Origin of the sequence: Aerosakkonema funiforme FACHB-1375 (genome assembly GCF_014696265.1) — a bacterium.
Classification (GTDB): domain Bacteria; phylum Cyanobacteriota; class Cyanobacteriia; order Cyanobacteriales; family Aerosakkonemataceae; genus Aerosakkonema; species Aerosakkonema funiforme_A.
Genome location: NZ_JACJPW010000006.1, coordinates 21,591 through 39,813, shown reverse-complemented (window position 1 = coordinate 39,813; position 18,223 = coordinate 21,591). Strand labels below are relative to the sequence as shown.

13 protein-coding genes are annotated in these 18,223 nt (G+C 44.3%); 3 read left to right on the top strand and 10 right to left on the bottom strand.

The features are described 5' to 3' along the window. Window positions 1-77: 77 nt before the first annotated feature. On the bottom strand, window positions 78-1,169 hold the full coding sequence (gene trpD, locus H6G03_RS03610) for an anthranilate phosphoribosyltransferase (protein ID WP_190462163.1): 1,092 nt from the start codon (window positions 1,167-1,169) through the stop codon (window positions 78-80). Between the two features lie 400 nt (window positions 1,170-1,569). Between trpD and H6G03_RS03605 the strand changes: the two genes are divergently transcribed. Continuing rightward, window positions 1,570-5,277 carry a PAS domain S-box protein gene (locus tag H6G03_RS03605; RefSeq protein WP_190462161.1) on the top strand — a complete coding sequence of 1,236 codons (3,708 nt, stop codon included), beginning with the start codon at window positions 1,570-1,572 and terminating at the stop codon, window positions 5,275-5,277. A gap of 349 nt (window positions 5,278-5,626) precedes the next feature. Here the strand turns inward: H6G03_RS03605 and H6G03_RS03600 are convergent, their stop codons facing one another. The 4 genes from H6G03_RS03600 to H6G03_RS39110 form a co-directional block, all read right to left on the bottom strand. After that, window positions 5,627-7,456, bottom strand: a complete 1,830-nt coding sequence (locus tag H6G03_RS03600) for an ABC transporter ATP-binding protein (protein WP_190462159.1) — start codon at window positions 7,454-7,456, stop codon at window positions 5,627-5,629. Then, complete coding sequence (locus H6G03_RS03595; protein WP_190462156.1) at window positions 7,453-8,256, bottom strand: class I SAM-dependent methyltransferase; 804 nt, start codon at window positions 8,254-8,256, stop codon at window positions 7,453-7,455. Before H6G03_RS03595 ends, H6G03_RS03600 begins: the two co-directional genes overlap by 4 nt. A gap of 94 nt (window positions 8,257-8,350) precedes the next feature. Further along, window positions 8,351-8,995: an ATP phosphoribosyltransferase gene (gene hisG, locus H6G03_RS03590; protein WP_190462155.1), complete on the bottom strand. Its 645-nt coding sequence runs from the start codon at window positions 8,993-8,995 to the stop codon at window positions 8,351-8,353. A 154-nt stretch (window positions 8,996-9,149) separates the two neighbouring features. Continuing rightward, window positions 9,150-10,748 carry a serine/threonine-protein kinase gene (locus H6G03_RS39110; protein WP_199315113.1) on the bottom strand — a complete coding sequence of 533 codons (1,599 nt, stop codon included), beginning with the start codon at window positions 10,746-10,748 and terminating at the stop codon, window positions 9,150-9,152. A gap of 276 nt (window positions 10,749-11,024) precedes the next feature. Between H6G03_RS39110 and rppA the strand changes: the two genes are divergently transcribed. Beyond that, window positions 11,025-11,708, top strand: coding sequence for a two-component system response regulator RppA (rppA, locus tag H6G03_RS03580; RefSeq protein WP_190462153.1), 684 nt, complete (start codon window positions 11,025-11,027; stop codon window positions 11,706-11,708). Window positions 11,709-11,855: 147 nt separating this feature from the next. Here rppA and H6G03_RS03575 read toward each other — a convergent pair whose 3' ends face one another. Further along, window positions 11,856-13,130, bottom strand: coding sequence for a serpin family protein (locus tag H6G03_RS03575; RefSeq protein WP_322111844.1), 1,275 nt, complete (start codon window positions 13,128-13,130; stop codon window positions 11,856-11,858). A gap of 328 nt (window positions 13,131-13,458) precedes the next feature. Here H6G03_RS03575 and H6G03_RS03570 point away from each other — a divergent pair, with 328 nt between their 5' ends. Continuing rightward, window positions 13,459-14,667 carry an alpha/beta hydrolase gene (locus tag H6G03_RS03570; RefSeq protein ID WP_242057101.1) on the top strand — a complete coding sequence of 403 codons (1,209 nt, stop codon included), beginning with the start codon at window positions 13,459-13,461 and terminating at the stop codon, window positions 14,665-14,667. Between the two features lie 59 nt (window positions 14,668-14,726). On the opposite strand, the gene H6G03_RS03565 is transcribed toward H6G03_RS03570, so the two are convergent. The 4 genes from H6G03_RS03565 to H6G03_RS03550 all read right to left on the bottom strand — a co-directional run bounded on the left by H6G03_RS03565 (window position 14,727) and on the right by H6G03_RS03550 (window position 18,111). Then, the gene (locus tag H6G03_RS03565; protein ID WP_190462151.1) at window positions 14,727-15,371 is read right to left on the bottom strand and encodes a Shedu immune nuclease family protein; all 645 of its coding nucleotides are present in this window, start codon (window positions 15,369-15,371) and stop codon (window positions 14,727-14,729) included. Between the two features lie 5 nt (window positions 15,372-15,376). Continuing rightward, on the bottom strand, window positions 15,377-15,682 hold the full coding sequence (locus tag H6G03_RS03560; protein WP_190462149.1) for a hypothetical protein: 306 nt from the start codon (window positions 15,680-15,682) through the stop codon (window positions 15,377-15,379). A gap of 150 nt (window positions 15,683-15,832) precedes the next feature. Continuing rightward, window positions 15,833-17,032: a WD40 repeat domain-containing protein gene (locus H6G03_RS03555; protein WP_190462147.1), complete on the bottom strand. Its 1,200-nt coding sequence runs from the start codon at window positions 17,030-17,032 to the stop codon at window positions 15,833-15,835. 68 nt (window positions 17,033-17,100) lie between these two features. Continuing rightward, entirely contained in the window at window positions 17,101-18,111 is a 1,011-nt protein-coding gene (locus H6G03_RS03550; protein WP_190462145.1) for a 1-acyl-sn-glycerol-3-phosphate acyltransferase, read from the bottom strand. Window positions 18,112-18,223 lie beyond the last annotated feature (112 nt).

Sequence of the window (18,223 nt, the reverse complement as noted above, 5' to 3'; positions counted from 1 at the left end):
GGGGAGCTGAAGAATAAATCTTTTCCCTTTTCCCCCTAGCCCCCAGCCCCTAGCCCCTTTTCCCTAACCCCGACGCCCTAATTGAGGAACTGAACTAATTGCTCCAGCTTCGACCAGGCAGCACCGCTAAGCAAAATATCTTTAGCAACAGAAATACCTTTGGTATGGTCTCCCATCGGAATCGAGTCGCCAACTTGGAGTGCTAAGGCAGCATTCAAAGCGACTACTTCATGTTGTGCCTGAGTTCCCTTTCCTTGCAACACCGATCGCAAAATTTCGGCATTTTCCCGCACATCGCCACCGCGTAACTCGCCTATCGGGGCTGGTGTCAAACCGAGTTCTTCGGGATTTAGGGAAGATATCTGTACTTCACCTTCAGAGAGTACTGCCAGATCGGTCAAATCTCCCAGACCGGCTTCATCTAGTTTTTCTCGTCCGTGTACGACAATGGCTTTTTGCGTACCCAAGCTAAGCAAGGCGTGAGCGATAGTTGCTAACAAGTTTGGTTCGCACACGCCAATTACCTGACCTGTGGGTCGTAAGGGGTTGACGAGTGGGCCTAATAAATTAAATATCGTTCGCACTTTTAAGGTTCGTCGCAGGGGGGCAACTACTTTGAGGGCTGGGTGCCAACCGGGTGCAAATAAAAAGGTAATGCCGACTTCGGATAATGCCGCCTGTACTCGATCGCTTGTAGCATTCAAGTTGACGCCCAAGGCTTCCAACACATCAGCAGAACCCACTCGGCTAGAAGCCGAACGATTACCGTGTTTGGCAACCCGCACTCCGGCTGCTGCTGCCACAAACGCCACAGCAGTGGAAATATTAAATGTTGATGCACCATCTCCGCCTGTACCGCAGGTATCGATGATGGGAATTAGGGATTGGGAACCTTCCCCCGCGAGCGACTGAGTTTGCAGTACCTGGGCCATGCCAGCTAATTCTTCAGTGGAAACGCCTTTAGCTTGAATGGCGGCTAAAATCGCTCCGGATAAGACAGGTTCGATCGCCTCGTTCAGCCATCCTTGCATTAAATGGGATGCTTGTTCAAAAGATAGGGATTGTCGATCGAGCAGCTGTTGCAGCAAGCTAGCCCAGCTAAGGGACGACTCGGTTGCCGTCGCTCCATCGGTGGTGTTTTTGGATACGGATAATGGGGTATTAGTCATAAACATATAATTTTAGTTCAAAGTTACGCTGTTTTCTAGAGCTTTAATTTAACTGCAAATTCACTTGAAGATCTTTGCGATTATTTTGGAAATTCATGTTTAGAATGATATTTTAAGTCGGCAAGATTGAATTATCGGCTAATTACAAGTGAGTAACAAGTAAGATTATTTTTTACGTTAAACAAAAAATTACAGGGCCTTGCTGGTCATGGGTGGGCTCGCCTGGGAAACTAACGTAATAATCGAAATTTAAAGATATCCTTATAATTAATAGGCTTCATCTGTGACAGAAATCACATAAGAACTGTTGAAGATAGATATATTACTAGAGAAAAGATTTTTTTCGCTAATGGACAAGCCTGTCTTTATCTGCCAAAGATTAATAGCTAAGTAATAAATAATGGCTACCCAAGAACAGGAAAATAGCAAGAAGGAGTGCCAGAGACTGTTGGCATTGCTAGACGAGAGCGAAAACCGATTTCGCCTGATGGCTGATACAGCTCCTGTAATGATTTGGACGTCTGGGGCAGACAAGCTTTGTAATTATTTTAACCAAGTCTGGTTGGAATTTACCGGACGCCATCTAGAACAGGAGCAGGGTTACGGTTGGTGGGAAGGGGTTTATCCGAAAGATCGCCAGCAGTGTTTGGATACCTATGTTAAGGCTTTTGATACCCGTCAAAAATTCGAGATCGAATATCGACTGCGGCGTGCAGATGGAAAGTACCGCTGGATTTTGAATACAGGCGTACCAAGGTACTACCCAGACGGCAGCTTTGCCGGTTATATCGGCTCTGCAATCGATATTACCGATCGCAAGCTCTCGGAAGCAGCGCTGAAATCCGCAAACGAAGTATTGGAAATCAAAGTAAAAGAGAGAACGGCTCAATTAAACCATACGATCTCACTATTAAAAGAAGAGATTAAGGAACGCCGACGAGTCGAAGAAGCATTGCGACAGAGTGAGAAACGCTTTCGCTCTATTGTTGACCAAGCTGGAGATGCTTTTTTTGTACAGGATGGAGAAGGGAAAATCATTGATGTTAACCAGCAAGCTTGCGATAGTTTGGGATACACTCGCGCTGAGTTATTTAACTTGTCAGTATCCGACTTTGAGGTGAGTATCCAGCTGGAGGAAATGAAAAAAACCTGGCAGCAAATAGTTCTGGGTGAAACTCATACCGTGAATGGGATTTACCGACGCAAAGACGGCGCAACTTTCCCAGTTGAGGTGCGATTGAGTAAGGTTGAGTGGGGTGGAGATCGCTATATCCTTGCCATAGCTAGAGATATCACCGATCGCCAACAAGTCGAACAGGTACTCCGGGAAACTGAAGAGCGATTTTTGAGCCTGCTAAAAGCTTTACCTGTGGGCATATTCCGCACCGATCCGCAAGGTAATTGTTTGTACGTGAACGATCGCTGGAGCGACATCACGGGGTTGAGTCTAGAAGTAGCACAGGGAGAAGGTTGGGCGCAAGCGATCCATGAAGACGATCGCGAGCGAGTTTACCGAGAATGGTACGAATCTGCACAAACCAATTCACCTTTTAAATCCGAGTATCGCTTTGTGCGTTCCGATGGTTTGGTAACTTGGGTATTGGGTCAATCAGTCCCGGAAATGGGAGCCGAAGGAGTAATTAGCTATGTTGGGACGCTGACAGATATCAGCGATCCTAAAAGAGTTGAAGAAGAACGCGATCGCTATTTCAATCTATCGCTGGATATGATTTGTACCGCCGGTTTTGACGGTTATTTAAAGCAACTTAACCCTGCATGGGAAAAAAGCGTTGGTTTCTCAAGCGAGGAACTGCTGGCTAAACCTTACATTGAATTTGTGCATCCAGAAGATCGGCAAGCAACTATCCGCGAAGCCGAAAAAATTGCTCTTGGTATTAACATTTTGTCCTTTGAGAACCGTTGGCTTTGCAAAGATGGCTCCTATAAATGGTTTTTGTGGCAAGCGGTGCCATTTCCCGAACAGCAAAAAATGTATGCAGTTGCCAGAGATATAACTGAACGCAAACAAACTGAGGAAGCATTGCGATCGAATGAAAGAATATTACAGGTGATTTTCGATAGCGCTTTTCAGTTTATGGGGTTGATGACACCAGATGGCACTCTCATAAAAGCAAATCAAACAGCATTGGATGCTATTAAAGCTGAGCCCAAAGATGTTATCGATCGCTTGTTCTGGGAAACCCCCTGGTGGTCTGGAAATTCAGAAATTGGTAACCGTTTGCAAACAGCTATTAGCGAAGCTGCACAAGGTAAATTCGTGCGTTACGAAACCGAGGCACAAAATCATGAAAATCAAGTGATAATTGTTGACTTCTCGATCAAGCCTGTGTTTGATGAGACAGGAAAAGTAGTTCTTTTGATTCCGGAAGGTCGCGACATTACGGAGCGCAAACAGGCAGACTCAGAACGTCAACAATTAGTAACTTTAATCGAAAACAGCACCGATTTAATTGGTATTGCTTCTCTGGAAGGAAAGCCTATTTTTCTAAATCAATCTGGCCTAAAGCTGCTGGGATTGCCAAATTTTGAAGAATTGGCAAACATGAATATAATCGACACCTTTATGCCGGAAGATATTAATGAAGTGCAGCAGCAGATTATACCGACTGTTCTGGAAAAAGGTTATTGGCAGGGAGAATACCGATTCAAGAATCTTGAAACTGGCGAATCGATTCCCGTCGATTACAATCTGTTTGTTCTGAAAAACCCACAAACAGGACAACCGCAGGCTTTGGCAACGATCAGTCGCGATATTAAAGAGCGCAAGCAAGCAGAAGAAGCTTTGCGGGAGAACCAAATCCGCTATCAACTACTAGCACGAGCTACAAATGATGCTATTTGGAACTGGAATTTGGCGACAGGTGAGGTGGAGTGGAACGAAGGTATCCAGACGCTTTTTGGTTATGCAATGGCAGATGTGGAACCTACTGCTGCTTGGTGGTACGAACACATACATCCAGAAGATAGGGAAAGAGTTGTTAATGGCATACATCATGCGCTTGAGAAAAAAGAACAAGTGCGGTCAGATGAATACCGATATTTAAAAGCTGACAATTCTTATGCTTTGGTGATCGATCGCGGTTTTATTGCCTGTGATGAGCGAGGCAATCCAGTGCGGATGGTTGGCTCAATGATGGATATTACCCAACGCAAACAATCGGAAGAAGCTTTGCGACGATATTCAGAGGAATTGCGCCAAAGAACTCAGGATTTAGAGCAAACTTTGCGCGAATTACAACAAACTCAAGCTCAACTTATCCAAACTGAAAAAATGTCGAGTTTGGGTCAGTTAGTTGCTGGCGTCGCTCACGAAATTAACAACCCGGTCAGCTTTATTTACGGCAATATTACTCCAGCATCAGAATATGTTGAAGATATTCTGCGATTGCTAAAACTATATAAGCATTACTATCCCAATCCGGTAGAAGAAATTCAAGAGCTTGTTGAAGAAATCGAGCTAGACTTTTTGCTGGAAGACTTACCGAAGATACTCGCATCTATGAAGATGGGAGCCAACCGCATTCGCGAGATAGTCCTGAGTTTACGGAACTTCTCGCGTCTTGATGAAGCGGAAATGAAGGATGTCAATATTCACGAAGGTATAGATAGTACGCTCCTGATTTTGCAAAATCGTTTTAAAGAGATAGGAACACACGCAGGCATTCAAGTTATTAAAGAATATGGCAATCTACCTAATATTGATTGCTATGCGGGACAACTCAATCAGGTATTTATGAATATCATTACGAATGCGATCGATGCTTTGGACGAGTGGAATAAGAAGCGATCGCTAGAGGAAATTAAGCAACATCCCAGCTTTATTCACATTCGCACAGAAGTATTCAATAAAGATCGGGTAGCTATCCGTATTAAAGATAACGGTTCCGGCATGACAGAGGAAATACGCCGTAAATTATTCGACCCATTTTTTACCACAAAACCTGTCGGGAAAGGCACTGGTCTGGGATTATCGATTAGCTATCAAATTGTGGTGGAAAAACATCGCGGAAACATATATTGTATTTCCGCGCCAGGACAGGGTACGGAGTTCGTAATTGAAATTCCGATTCGACAAAAATCTGTCTGATGCTGTTGTGCGATCGCTTGCATCTCCCAAATGAAAGTATCGCTTTTAGGAATAAACCCATCATACTACTGAGTTGGAAGTGGCTATTTCCAACTAAGATTAAACTAAAGTTAAATTTTCGCTCTTCTGTACTTACCTGTTGTCTTTACATCTTTTCACATACTGGCGTCTATTGACGCCCACCTACTTAGCGATCTTTTTGTAGGTTGAGTTAGTGAAGTGAAATCCAAGGCAAAAGTTGGGTTTCGTACCTCAACCCAACCTACAAAGCTGGAGTAGGGAAAAATTGCAAATTTTAGATTGCAGATTGAAATAAATCTAAAATCCAAAATCCAAAATCGAAAATTGATTAAGTTCCTAACATCTGCAACTTGTACAAACTGGCATAAAGTCCTTCTTGGCGCACTAATTCCTCATGACTGCCGGATTCTACAAGTTGTCCCCGCTTGAGTACTAAAATGCGATCGACATTGCGAATAGTAGAAAGTCGGTGCGCGATAATAATCGCAGTACGTCCTACCAGCAAATGTTCCAAAGCTTCTTGAATTAATGCTTCTGTCCCCACATCCAAGCTGGCAGTTGCTTCATCCAACACTAATATGCGAGGATTGCGGATAGCAGCGCGGGCAAAGGCTAGGAGTTGTTTTTGACCGCCAGAAAGATTTGTACCTCGTTCCCGCAACTCGGTGTCGTATCCTTGAGGTAACTGTTCGATAAACTGGGCTACGTTAGTTTGTGCTGCGGCGGTGCGAATTGCCTCAAACGAGTAAGTTTCTCCCAGGGTGATGTTGCTTTTCACATCACCGGCAAACAGAAATCCATCTTGCAGGATAACGCCCATGTGACGGCGCAGTTCGATTTGAGGTAAGTCTCTGATATCTACTCCATCAAGAAGGATGCGACCTTGAGTTGTTTCGTAGAGACGACACAAAAGACGAATGATCGAACTTTTACCGGCACCTGTGGGGCCAACTAACGCTACTTTTTCGCCCGGATGGATGGTGAAATCTAAATCTTTGAGAACGTATTCATCAGTTTTGTAGCCAAAAAATACGTTTTCAAAGCGAATTTCTCCGCCTTCTACTCCCCGTGCTGGCGGTAAGGATTTGGGATGTTCCGGATCGCGAATTTCGATTGGTTCATTTAAAATGTCGGTGATGCGTTCGACGGCGGTAAAACCTGCTTGAATTGAGGTGAATTTTTCGGCTAATTGGCGCAAGGGATCGAAGAGGCGTTGCGCGTACAAAATAAAGGTGGATAAGATGCCAAAACTAAAGTTATTTTGCATGACAAACCAGCCGCCCAGCCCCAGTACGCCTGCGATCGCAACTAAAGAAATCCACTCCAGCGTTGCAGAAATAGCCGAGTCGTGAAAGATGGTTTTGTCTACTTCGGTGATATAGCGTTTGTTGATAGTCCGAAATAGTTCCGCATTAAATTGTTCCCGCCGGAACAACTGGACTATATTAATACCAAGGATGTTTTCTTGCAGGGTGGCGTTAAGGGCGGAAAGTTCTTCCCTCGCTTTATAATTGGCCATGCGGTATTGATGCTGGAAATAGACGATCGCAAACGATACCGGCACTAGCATTAACACTAGCATCAAAGCTAGCTGCCATTGCAATAAAAACATGGCAACCGCAATTACCACAATCGAAAACAAGTCGCTGACAATGCCGATCGCACCTGTGGAAAAAACATCTCCCAGCGCTTCCACATCGCTGGTGAGGCGTGTAATCAATTTTCCTACGGGGGTGCGATCGAAAAAGCGCACTGCTAGAGAGGTGACGCGCTCGAACAAATCCTTGCGAATGGCGGCGGTGATTTGCTGACCTACTTTTTGTACCGTATATGATTGAGTGCTGACAAGTAGTATGCGGACAGTTACAGTTACTAACAATAAAACGACCAAGATATTAAACGCCTCTGCAAAGGGGCGATTTTGCAGAAATGCAAACGTTGTGTTTTCTTGGCGGATTAAAGATATCGCTTGTCCGATTACAATCGGTTGCACAGCACCAGAAATCGATACCGGTATCAATAATGCGATCGCCAGCGCCAGCAAACGGCTGCTTTGGCGAGCATAAGGGACTAGACGCAGGAACAATCTCCAGTCACTTTCTTTCGGACGCGATCGCTTATTTGCCAAATCCTCTCTCAGCGGCGATGAGCTTGTCATGAGATAGATGTCTCTACTTTTGTGGCTTCCACTTCTAATTTCACCATAGGCATATACACCAAGCCATCCCCATTCGGTGGGTTGAACTGAATGTATGCCTCCGCTAGCTCATCAATAATGTCTGCACGTAAATCTTCCGGCAACTTTTCCGTCAGGGGTAGCCATGTAGTCCGCAGCAATCCTTTAAATCCTTCTTTGCCATCAAAAATCATATTTGTCGTTATTGCTTCTACCCTATTTGATTTTAAGCCCACCTTTTCCAGCATTTCCTTGTATTCATGAGCTTTGTACAAACCAAATGGTGAAGTTAGTTCCTGGAAATAGTTTTTCCATTTGACCTGACAGATTACTTTATCTACCACCATTCGCATACAGGTGTCATCTGTTTTTCCAGCTAACAAAAGCTGCGTTTTTCCATGTGGCTTCAAGCTTTTTTCGATCCCTTCCAAAACCGGGATATGATTATTAATCCAATGCAGACAATTAAACGAAACGATCAGGTCAAATTGATTCTCCAAATTGAGGTTTGTTGCATTCTTATACTCAAATCTCAGATTCGGGAAATCGCTCTTAGGAAACTTTTGTCGAGCGAAGTCGATCATTTCTTCAGAACCATCTATTCCCGTAACCGATCCATCCGGTACAAGGGTAGCAAGTTCTGCTGTAATTTTACCATCTCCGCAACCAATATCGAGAATATTTTCATTCCCTTTCAGGTCGAGTTTGGCGATAAACTCCCTTGCCAACCTTTGCTGTTCGGAAGAATTTCTGTGGTAATCTTCAGCATTCCATTTGTACATAATCTTTTAGGTTGCCCTTGTTAAGTTTGTTGATGGGAAACTAACCTCCATACTTTTATTTCTTCCACAAGGTTGGCAATAATTCTGGCAAAAATCAAACCAAAGATAGAGTTTTTTCTCTTAGTCCTTCTACCCAATGGTAGAGGTTATCGGTGTTGAGCCGATAACTGAGGGGATGGGCAATCAGTCGCGCCGTACTTTCAAACAGAACTTCCATCTCCACTAAGCCATTTTCTTTGAGGGTGCGTCCGGTCGATACTAAGTCTACGATCGCTTCCGACATTCCTGTAATTGGCCCCAGTTCCACCGAACCGTACAGTGGCACGATCTCTACGGGTAAATCCAGATTGTCAAAGTATTCGCGGGCACAGCGGACAAACTTGGAAGCAACTCGACCGTGAGGAGGCAATTCCAATGCAGACTGATAAGGACTCGAAGATTTTACCGCCACCGACATCCGACAGCGACCGAATTCCAAATCAGCTAAGTGCGCTACTTGCGGTTGTTTTTCTCGCAGCACGTCATAACCGACTATTCCCAATTGCGCTTGTCCGTATTCCACATAAACTGGCACATCCTGCGCCCTAACGAGCAAAGCTTTCGCCGTCCCGGTGGGGTTGTGAATCTGGAGTTGACGCATTTTCGGATCGAGAAAAGCACTAAAGTCGAGTCCAACTGCTTGTAGCAGACGGATGCTGTCGGTGAGAAGTGCGCCTTTAGGTAATGCAACGGTAAGCATAGGGGCTAGGGGTTAGGGGCTAGGGGTTAGGGAAGAGGGAAGAGGGAGAGGGAACAGAGAAGAGGGAAGGGCGAAAAGGGAAAAGGGAAAAGATTTATTCTCCCGCTCCCCCACTCCCCCACTCCCCCGCTCCCCCACTCCCCCACTCCCCTCATCAGGGAGAGGGAGTTTCACTGGGGGTTGGGATGGGAAGGGTTTCTCCTGTTGAGGTGGGAGATGGGGAAGGAGTTAGGTTGGATTCGGGGGTAGTGGGGGAAATGCTGACACTGGGGGTAGGTTCTACGGGGTTGGTCAAAATAATGTCCAGCTTGTAGTCGCTGTCGGCAACTCCTGTCGGCGGACTTAGTTCAATATAGTAGTCTCCGGCTAAAGGCAGCAACCCTTCCCATCGTTGTACTTGCTTGGCTTGAAAGTCGATCGGCACGCGGTTAGGTGCTAAAACGTTCATAGAAATATTTCCCCTTGTCACAGAAACGCTGAGTTGCTGCCCTGGCTGGGCTGAAATAATGTAAGTAATCGTCTGGTTAGGTTTGAGATTGCCTTCTTTATAAGTGATCAGACCCGTTATTAAGCCGATTGTTTCGCTTGTGGAAACCGGTTCGGGTGTGGGGGTTGGTGTAACGCTGGGTGTTGGTTCGGGTGTGGTAGCTGCATCGATTGGGGTTGGCGTGGGTGTGGGAGTGGCAGTACTGACGGCTGGAGTGGCTGTTTTCAGCGATTTGGTCGGTATCATGGAGCCGATCGCCAAGAAAAAGCCCAGTATAATTAATAACCCAATTCCCGCACCTACGAACGGTAAATTTGACAAGCTACTGCCGATCGCAGAGTATGGGCGTGTGGTGGGGCGGGATGCAGTCGGCTTGATGTGCGGAGATTTTTTGTTTGCAATCACCGATGCGGCAGTTGTAATGCCACCCCAGGCTCGCAAAGCTTGACTGACTTCGATCGCAGATTGGTAGCGGTTGTGCGGTCTGGGAGCCATCATTTTCTTGAGCAAGTTGAAAATGCCCAGGCTGATGATGGGAGGTAATAACTGCCAACGCCAAGTCATGCTCGATTGCTCTAGCAATTCCTGGGGTTTGCGACCGGTCATCAATACTACTGCGGTTACTGCTAGAGCGTAGAGGTCGCTGTTGGGGAAAACTTCGCCTGTTTGCAGTTGTTCGGGTGGCGCGTAGCCGAGTTTACCTACGGTAGTGGCTGGGGGAATCTCGCCGGCGGAGTCCAATTGGGCTGCCTTTTCCTTGACTGCGCCAAAATCGATCAGTACCGGCAGGCGATCGCTCTCTCTTAAAATGATATTCTCTGGCGAAATATCGCGATGAATAATACCTTTTTCGTGGATATGAACTAAAACTGGCAACATTTGCTGCAAAAATTGCACGATTTCACTTTCTGAAAAAGCTCTTCCCTCTTGTTGGCGCTCTCTCAGCAGCGTGCTGTAGTTTTTGCCCTCAACGTAATCCTGCACTAAAAACAGACGTTTGCCCTGCTCAAAAGTACTGCGAAACTGGGGAATTTGCCTATGCTCGATCTTGTAGAGAACCTCTGCTTCCCTTTGGAACAGTTCTTTTGATTTATGCAAAAGGTAATCTTCGTTGGAGCGCGGGGTAAACTCTTTGAGGACGCATAGTTCGTTAAATCTGGCTTGGTCTTCTGCTAGATAGGTGCGACCAAACCCCCCTTGACCGAGAATTTTGATCAAGCGATAGTGGTTTTGGAGGATAGTCCCCAGAGGCAGGGGTGGTTGCATAGCAGGCTGATTCCCTCTCTTGTGTGCAAATGAGTCGATCGCTTTTCAAAGCTAAACCTCTAAGTGCCATACTCTCATGATTCCCTATGACAGACAGTTACAGGTCAAGTCCAATTAAATATTTACCAACCCACAAGTTATAGCAAAAGTCAAAAGTCAAAAGTCAAAAATGAAATGCTTGCTGTGAATTGGTTATGGCGTTTTAGGATGCCCTAACCGTCCTAGCGGTTGCTATAGCAAAAAGTTAAAAGGTAAAATTTTACTCATGCCCTGCTTATGCGAATTCTTTTGGTTGATGATGAAGTTGAGCTCGCCGACCCCCTGAAAGCTGTGTTAACCCGTGAAGGTTACGGTGTCGATGTGGCTTATGATGGAGTTTCTGGAAGTCAGTTAGCGGCTATCGGCGATTACGATTTGCTGATTCTCGATTGGATGTTACCGCAAATGAGCGGACTGGAAATTTGTCAGCAATTGCGATCGCAAGGCATTGCCACACCAGTATTATTTCTTACTGCCAAAGACACTTTAGACGATCGCGTGCAGGGATTGGACGCCGGCGCAGATGACTATCTCGTCAAACCTTTTGAATTGCGAGAATTACTCGCACGGGTTCGCGCTTTGCTGCGGCGATCGGCTACCCTAGAATCAGTCTCAACAATCCAACGCCTGCGAGTAGGCGATTTGGAACTTGATTGCGATAACCAAGTCGCTTATCGTCACGGACGCACGATCGATTTATCCGAAAAAGAAAGTCAATTACTCGCATATTTTATGCGCCACCCCGGTCAATTATTAACTCACACCCAAATACATCAACATCTCTGGAGTGAAGACGAACAACCCAGCAGCAATGTATTAGCAGCTTTAATTCGCCTCCTGCGTCGGAAAATTGAAGCTGCTGGCGAATCTCAGTTAATTCACACCGTCTACGGAAAAGGGTATAGATTTGGCGAAACTTAGTTATTAGTAAGAGTCCGGAGAGTGTGGGAGTGGGAGAGTGGGGGAGTGGGAGAGTGGGGGAGTGGGGGAGCAGGAGAATAAATCTTTTCCCTTTTCCCTTTTCCCTCTTCCCTCTTCCCTCTTCCCTATCCCCTAGCCCCTCTTCAATCATTTTGGTTCCACAATCGACCCCATAAACAAAATAGTGCCTGTCTGATTATCGCGGATGGCGCAGAAAAAGGGGCGATCGACAACCATTCTAAATGGTTCCTGTTGCGGTATTTGCACAGAGGTCGCCGTGACTCCCACAGAAGTAACTGCTGCGGCTTCAGTTCCTTCTTCGTTCACTTCTACAAAAGTTTTATGCTTGACTTGATTAATTTTTGCAGGTACAGCAGTCATACCGGAAAAATTAGCTCTGTCTTGAAAAGCCATCCCCATCCCCAAGGCTTGCAGCGCTTGATTTAAAGTGACTTCATACTCTAACTTAAACCTGGGTAAAACAATTGTACCTTGTCTGGAAACAAACTGATTCATCCATTGTTCCCAATTTTCAGCAGTTAAATTGTTGTAGAAAGATTGCAGGTTGATATTTTGTTTCGGCAGAAACACATACATACTCAAACGTCTTGTTCCGTAAGGCAAACTAATGGCTTGAAACGATTGATTTTCGTAGTAACCAAATCTACCCGTTTGGGACATGAGCGGGTGCTGTTTGCGCGTACCGTTGAGCAAGGTAAAAGGGCGCTGTTGGGTGGCATTTTTGGGAAATTCTTTTGTCCAACTTCCCTTGAAGTAGATGGCGTTGATTAAAAACAAAATGTCATCGGGATTAATGCGATCGATTATTTTCGGAATTTTCCCGTTGGTGTTTTGGTTAACCCAACCGTTGATAATTGATGGTGAGTTGGGATTGGCAAAGTCTAGATTTGTGACTTGTGCTTTGTAAAATTCCTTGCTTTTTTGCAGGAAGTCAGGCTTAAAGATAACATCTTTTTTAGCCCACAGAGAATTGGCGATGCTGAGTTTAACTTTGGGGTCGGGATTTTGCAAAATGTTAATCAATGCTAGCTGAGATTGGTTAATTTCATTCAAACTCATTCCCTGCAATTGCAAAGTTTGCGCCATTGCCTGCTGGGTTGTACCGCTAGCGCCATTGTAGGTCATGGAGAGAGCGATCGCTACACTGGTAGGAGAGACAAAAATATTTTCTCTGCTATTCTGGCGGAAAATTTGCCCAAACAGTTTGAAGCCAAAGTTAGTGTTAGCCGCAACTAGCTTGTTATTCATACTTCTAGCTTGTTTAGTAAAACTGGTATTACTAACATCAGCCATTACAGACTGAGGTTCTTTGATAAACAGCAATCCCAGTAAGCCGGATACTGCTAAACTAATAGAGATTGCACAAACTACACCCTTTTGAAAGATAAATTTACTTTTCACGATCGCGCTTTCTTAAGTTTTTCAGTGAATACTTGATAAACAATCAGGCGAATTTGAGTCGGAAAAGTTCCCTGACAACAAAAAAGCGATCGCTCCTATCCCACTGACGGTATCCAAATACACTTCGCTTGCTGCGTTTGCAAAGACGCAGGCATATCTAATTTTTTCCAAATATTGTAGAGACGTTTCATGAAACGTCTCTACAATACTCAAGGCCCAGCCAATCCAAAATCCTCTCATCCAAAATCCAAAATCGGTTGACTCAGATTTGCAGCTAAATTTACCAGACATCCTGAGCATATTAGTTTTATCCTGAAACAGGTTACTGATGAGTCAAACCTCAAAGCCAACACTACACTTGCTTAAAATTAACCTCATGGATACAACTTTTACCCCCAGCGCCCAGCAAATTACGCAAACCAAACAAAAGATTGACGCTTATATTCAAAGCATTGACGCTAATCCAGAACATCGCTCTGGTGCTTATCCTTACTACCAGTTCCACGCAGAGGGAGAAGCAATTCGGGGTACGGTGTTGATGTTCCACGGCTTCAGTAGCAAACCTCACCAGATGTGGCGCTTGACAGATTACCTGTTCCGCAATGGGTTTAATGTTTATCAGGCAACTTTGGCGGGTCATGCTTTTAGGATACCGGATAAATACTGGCCGCAAGTGGATCTCAAACCAGAAATTGCCAACCCCCTACGGGAAAAGGTGCAGCAAGACCCTGTTTTGCTCAACTTCTTTGCCAATCTGATGGCAGATCCGAGCAATTACGGTCGTCTCGGCGAGTTGGAAAAAAAGGCTTTGGTGGCGAGGTTGGTGAAATTAGAGCCTCGGCTATTAAATATTGTGAAGGCGATCGAGTTAAATGAAGACCCGGATTTCGATCGCTATTTCATTTCTTCCCACATGAATTATCTCCAAAACGCTCGCGATCGTCTGGCAGAATTGGAAGCCATGCCTGGGCCTATCTATACGATCGGATTGTCGGTGGGTGGGTCTGTGGCCCTTGGCTTAGCTGCGGATCGACCCGATCGCATTAAAGGAGTTGTCGCCTACGCACCTCTACTCAAGATTTACGGTGTACAAGAGCGCCAGTACGTGATGTTGGCTGGGCCACTGGATATCAGCGAATCAGGCTGGGACCCTGCGTTGCAGTTTCCTGTAGGTTGTTTAACTGCGGTGGATTGCTTCGGCAGTTTTGTACTCAGCAAGGTGCAAACTTTACAGTCTGTTCCCACTTTTTTGGTTCTCACTGAAAACGAGGATGCGGCTGATATTGAGACTAACCAACAATTTTTTAAAGATATCGGAGGCGAACGCAAAAAACATCGCTTATATGTTTATCCTTCCAGCGATATGGTGCCGCATCCAATGGTAGATCCGACAGAGATCAGTCGGCAAATGAGCAATCGTTTTTGGCAAAGTCTCTATCAGGAAACTTTCCGTTTCTTAACTGCTGGTGAAGTCGATTCTGCCAATATGGCTAATGTCGATCAAAATACGGATTTACCGCAAGTACCGCCAGTTTAGTTTTTGTGTGCGATCGCTCCATATCTGTGAGTGGGCGATCGCTTTCCATATATATAGCCTCAACTTGGGTTATCTATTTGTTCGCTGAACTGATACTGAGCAATGTAGGATGCTAAATCACGGCATAATTTATCATAAGTAACGCAGTGAATATGCTTCGAGTTTACTATTGTTTTTTCCTGACGCCACTCTAATCTTCTTCTTTCTCTAATTTCGATACTTTCATCTCTACCGATGACAAGTAAACCTATATAGTTAATCGTTTTGCTATTAAATCTGTTCTCAAAATCATCGGTTCTCTCTAAATCATTTAATTTCCAAAACCAATCTATAATCTGACTTAACCCACGCTCAAATCTGGGCGACCATTCTGGAGTGCTTCTTCCTGGTTTGCCTAAAAATATGCTGTTTGCTGCCGCTTCTTCAAATTCAACGAAACAATATGATTTATTTACATAATCTCCTACTGCGAGGTCGCAAGCAAAGTCTCCAAATATGTCATATTCAAATGCAATGCGATCGCGTCGAATAATGTTAGGGTTATAACAACTCAAAAACGCAGATAAATGCTGACGTTCTCTAAAAAAGGGTATGATGTCGTCCCTTTCTGATAAACCTCGACGACTTTGGAGTAGTTGTTGCAGATCGGAGATTTGCGAGCGACAAATCCTCACATCAAACTCAAGCGCTGAAAAGCTTTTCATTTAAGTTATACATTTTGTTTTTTTCGGCGAAACATATATTCTATCGTCTCCCGCCTAAAAATATGTGAAATTTCTATTTTATTCTCAGCGGTTACTTCAAAAATGATTCGGAGACTTGCATCTACCTGAAGTAGATAAAGCTGTTCGTCTTCCTGAAGCTTTTTGATATTTGACGCCAGAGGTTGAGCGATCGAAAAATTTTCCAGAGAATCGATCGACTTCAAAACGTTTGCTCTTTCTTCCTCGGAGAGTACATCGAGTCCAGGAAGCACGCTGCTATCAATTTTGATTCTACTTTGGTTAACTGTCATAAAAATACCAAACTAGACTTAGTAAGTTGCCCGAAAAAACGCTGTATATTGTCGGTTGCGTCATACTTTTGTGATAGCTCGATCGCATGAGTTTTTCTGTCTCTGACGCACCCGACTTTATGTACTATTTTAACGTATTTTACTCAAATTCTACTTGATTCCCCACACTTCGATCGTTTTATCCTGTGCAGCACTATACAAAGTTTGTCCATCCGCACTAAAGGCGAGGCAAGTCACATACTTATCGTTTCCTGTCAAAGTGTGGAGATTTTCTGCGGTTTTTATATCCCAAAATTTGATACTCTTGTCATAAGCACCGCTACTCACCAAAATTTGACCGTCTGGGCTAAAGTTTAGGCAATTTGCCCAGCCTGAATCTAGCTCTAAAATGCGGATTATTTCCCCTGTTTCCAGATGCAAAAGTCTAATTTTATTATCCCAAGATGCAGCGGCGATAATTTCTCCGTTTGGACTGGTGGCAATGGATAAACCACCCATTAAAGGGATTTTGAAAGTGCGCGGTTTATCTCTATTTCGCAGATTCCATAATTTAACAGTGCCATCTGCACCGCCACTGATGAGAATTTGTCCATCTGGGCTATAGGAAAGGTAAAACACCGTTCCTGTGTGCGTTCCCCAAACGAGAGAATTACTAATATTATAAATTAGTTTACCAGTATTTAAATCCCAAATTTTGATCGTTTTATCCTGACTGCCAGTGGCAAGATTTTGGCCATCGGGGCTAATTGCGATCGCACCAATTAAATCTTCGTGTCCGTAAAGGGTGTGCTGTAATTCTCCCTCTTGCCAAACCTCAATAAAATTACTTGCACCTTGGATACTTCTTACCAAAGTTTGTCCCACTAAACTAATGTGAAAAAGTTGTTTACCTTTCGGTGAATTAGGCACAACGTAAAGTAATTCTTCGGTTGGCAAGTTCCAGACTTTGATACTCTTATTGCTTTTTACGACAGCTGCTGTTTCTCCATCTGGACTAATCGCTACTTGCGTTCCGCCTTTGAGGGTACGCAGACATTCAAAAAATCGATAAAAATTGAATCTTTGTAAAGCTTTACGCACTTCTGGTGCCGTTCTTCCTCGCAGCATTAGATAAGCCGATCGCTGTACCAAATCTGACTCATCGTACAAAGCTTTCTTTACTATTTCTAACCCAGGCTTTCCATACTTTATCGCTTCTTTTAGTGCCGCTATTCGCTGTTCTATAACAACACTTGCAAAGCGTCTTTTGACACCTTCTATCCCTCCCAAAACGACACCGTTTGTCGGAGCAGCATTTTGACCGCCAAGGACGGCATCCCAGCCTGTAGGCTGAGTAATACTTTCTGTCATTGTAATATTGTACGCGAGCGAACAGCTTTTTAATTATAAGTGCGATCGCGTATTTTTTTTCGCGATATCTATGATTCATTTATATTCAGCAAACAGTTAAGTTTGCTTTGTAGCTTTTCTCGCAATGCTTGTGCTTGCTGATACGTATTTAAACGGATCTTACTTGATGCCGTTTGTGGTTCAATTGTATTTTGACTATCACTATTTCTGTAGAGAGGTTGAATATAATATTGCAATCGACTTCTCATTGCCCAAACTCCCATTGATGGGAAGAGAATAAACACAATTATCAAAAAGGAAATCGGCAAGAAAGGCAAGCCAAATATTTTGCCGATATTTTTTAAATTAAAAGCAAAAGGATGTAAATATTCATTGCCCAAACACACAACTGGAAGAATGGGAATTTGATAGCGATCGCTCAAACTAATAAAACTGGGATGAAATGTCTGAATCTGAAAACGTAACGGCCAACCTTTGCAAGGGCCGCGCAAACCTTCCGGCGCATAAAGTAAAATTGTTTTACTAGCAACTGCCGCTTCAAATTCATCGTATTCTGCCCGCACGCCGCCCAAAACTTCAGACCATCCCGACGGTAGCCACCAAATCATCCAAAGATGTTCAAACAAAGAAACACCGGCAAGGGGTTGTACAATCCAGTCGCGTGTATCTCCTAACAGATAAGCTAATACCAAAAAATCCCACGGGAAACACATTCCAGCATGGTTCATCGCTACGATCGCCGGCCCATTTTCGGGTAAATTTTCGATTTGTTGCAACTCGCCACGAAAGTAATATTTGACTATAGGTGCGAGAATTTCATCGCGAAAAGCTTTTTGATAATTTGGATCGAACGTCGGAGTTTCTCGACGCGGTAAACGACAGCCAAGACGTAACCAGCGAATTAACAACGCTAGATAAAATCCACCCGGAATCAAAAATAAGATATATTCCAACCAATTCCAACCATCGGGATCGGCATGATAATGCTGCCAATGACGATTGAACAAAATTAGCCAACCTGGTGGATACCAGAGACAAAACCAATCGAACCAACCAAAAGTAAAACCTTCACCTCTCATATCAAATTATCGTTCTTTAGTTTGTAGTATGCCGATATTTCCAACTGGGGGAGCCAAAAGTCAAAAGTCAAAATTCCTCCCTCTCCCTCTTCCCTAGTCCCTAGCCCCTGTT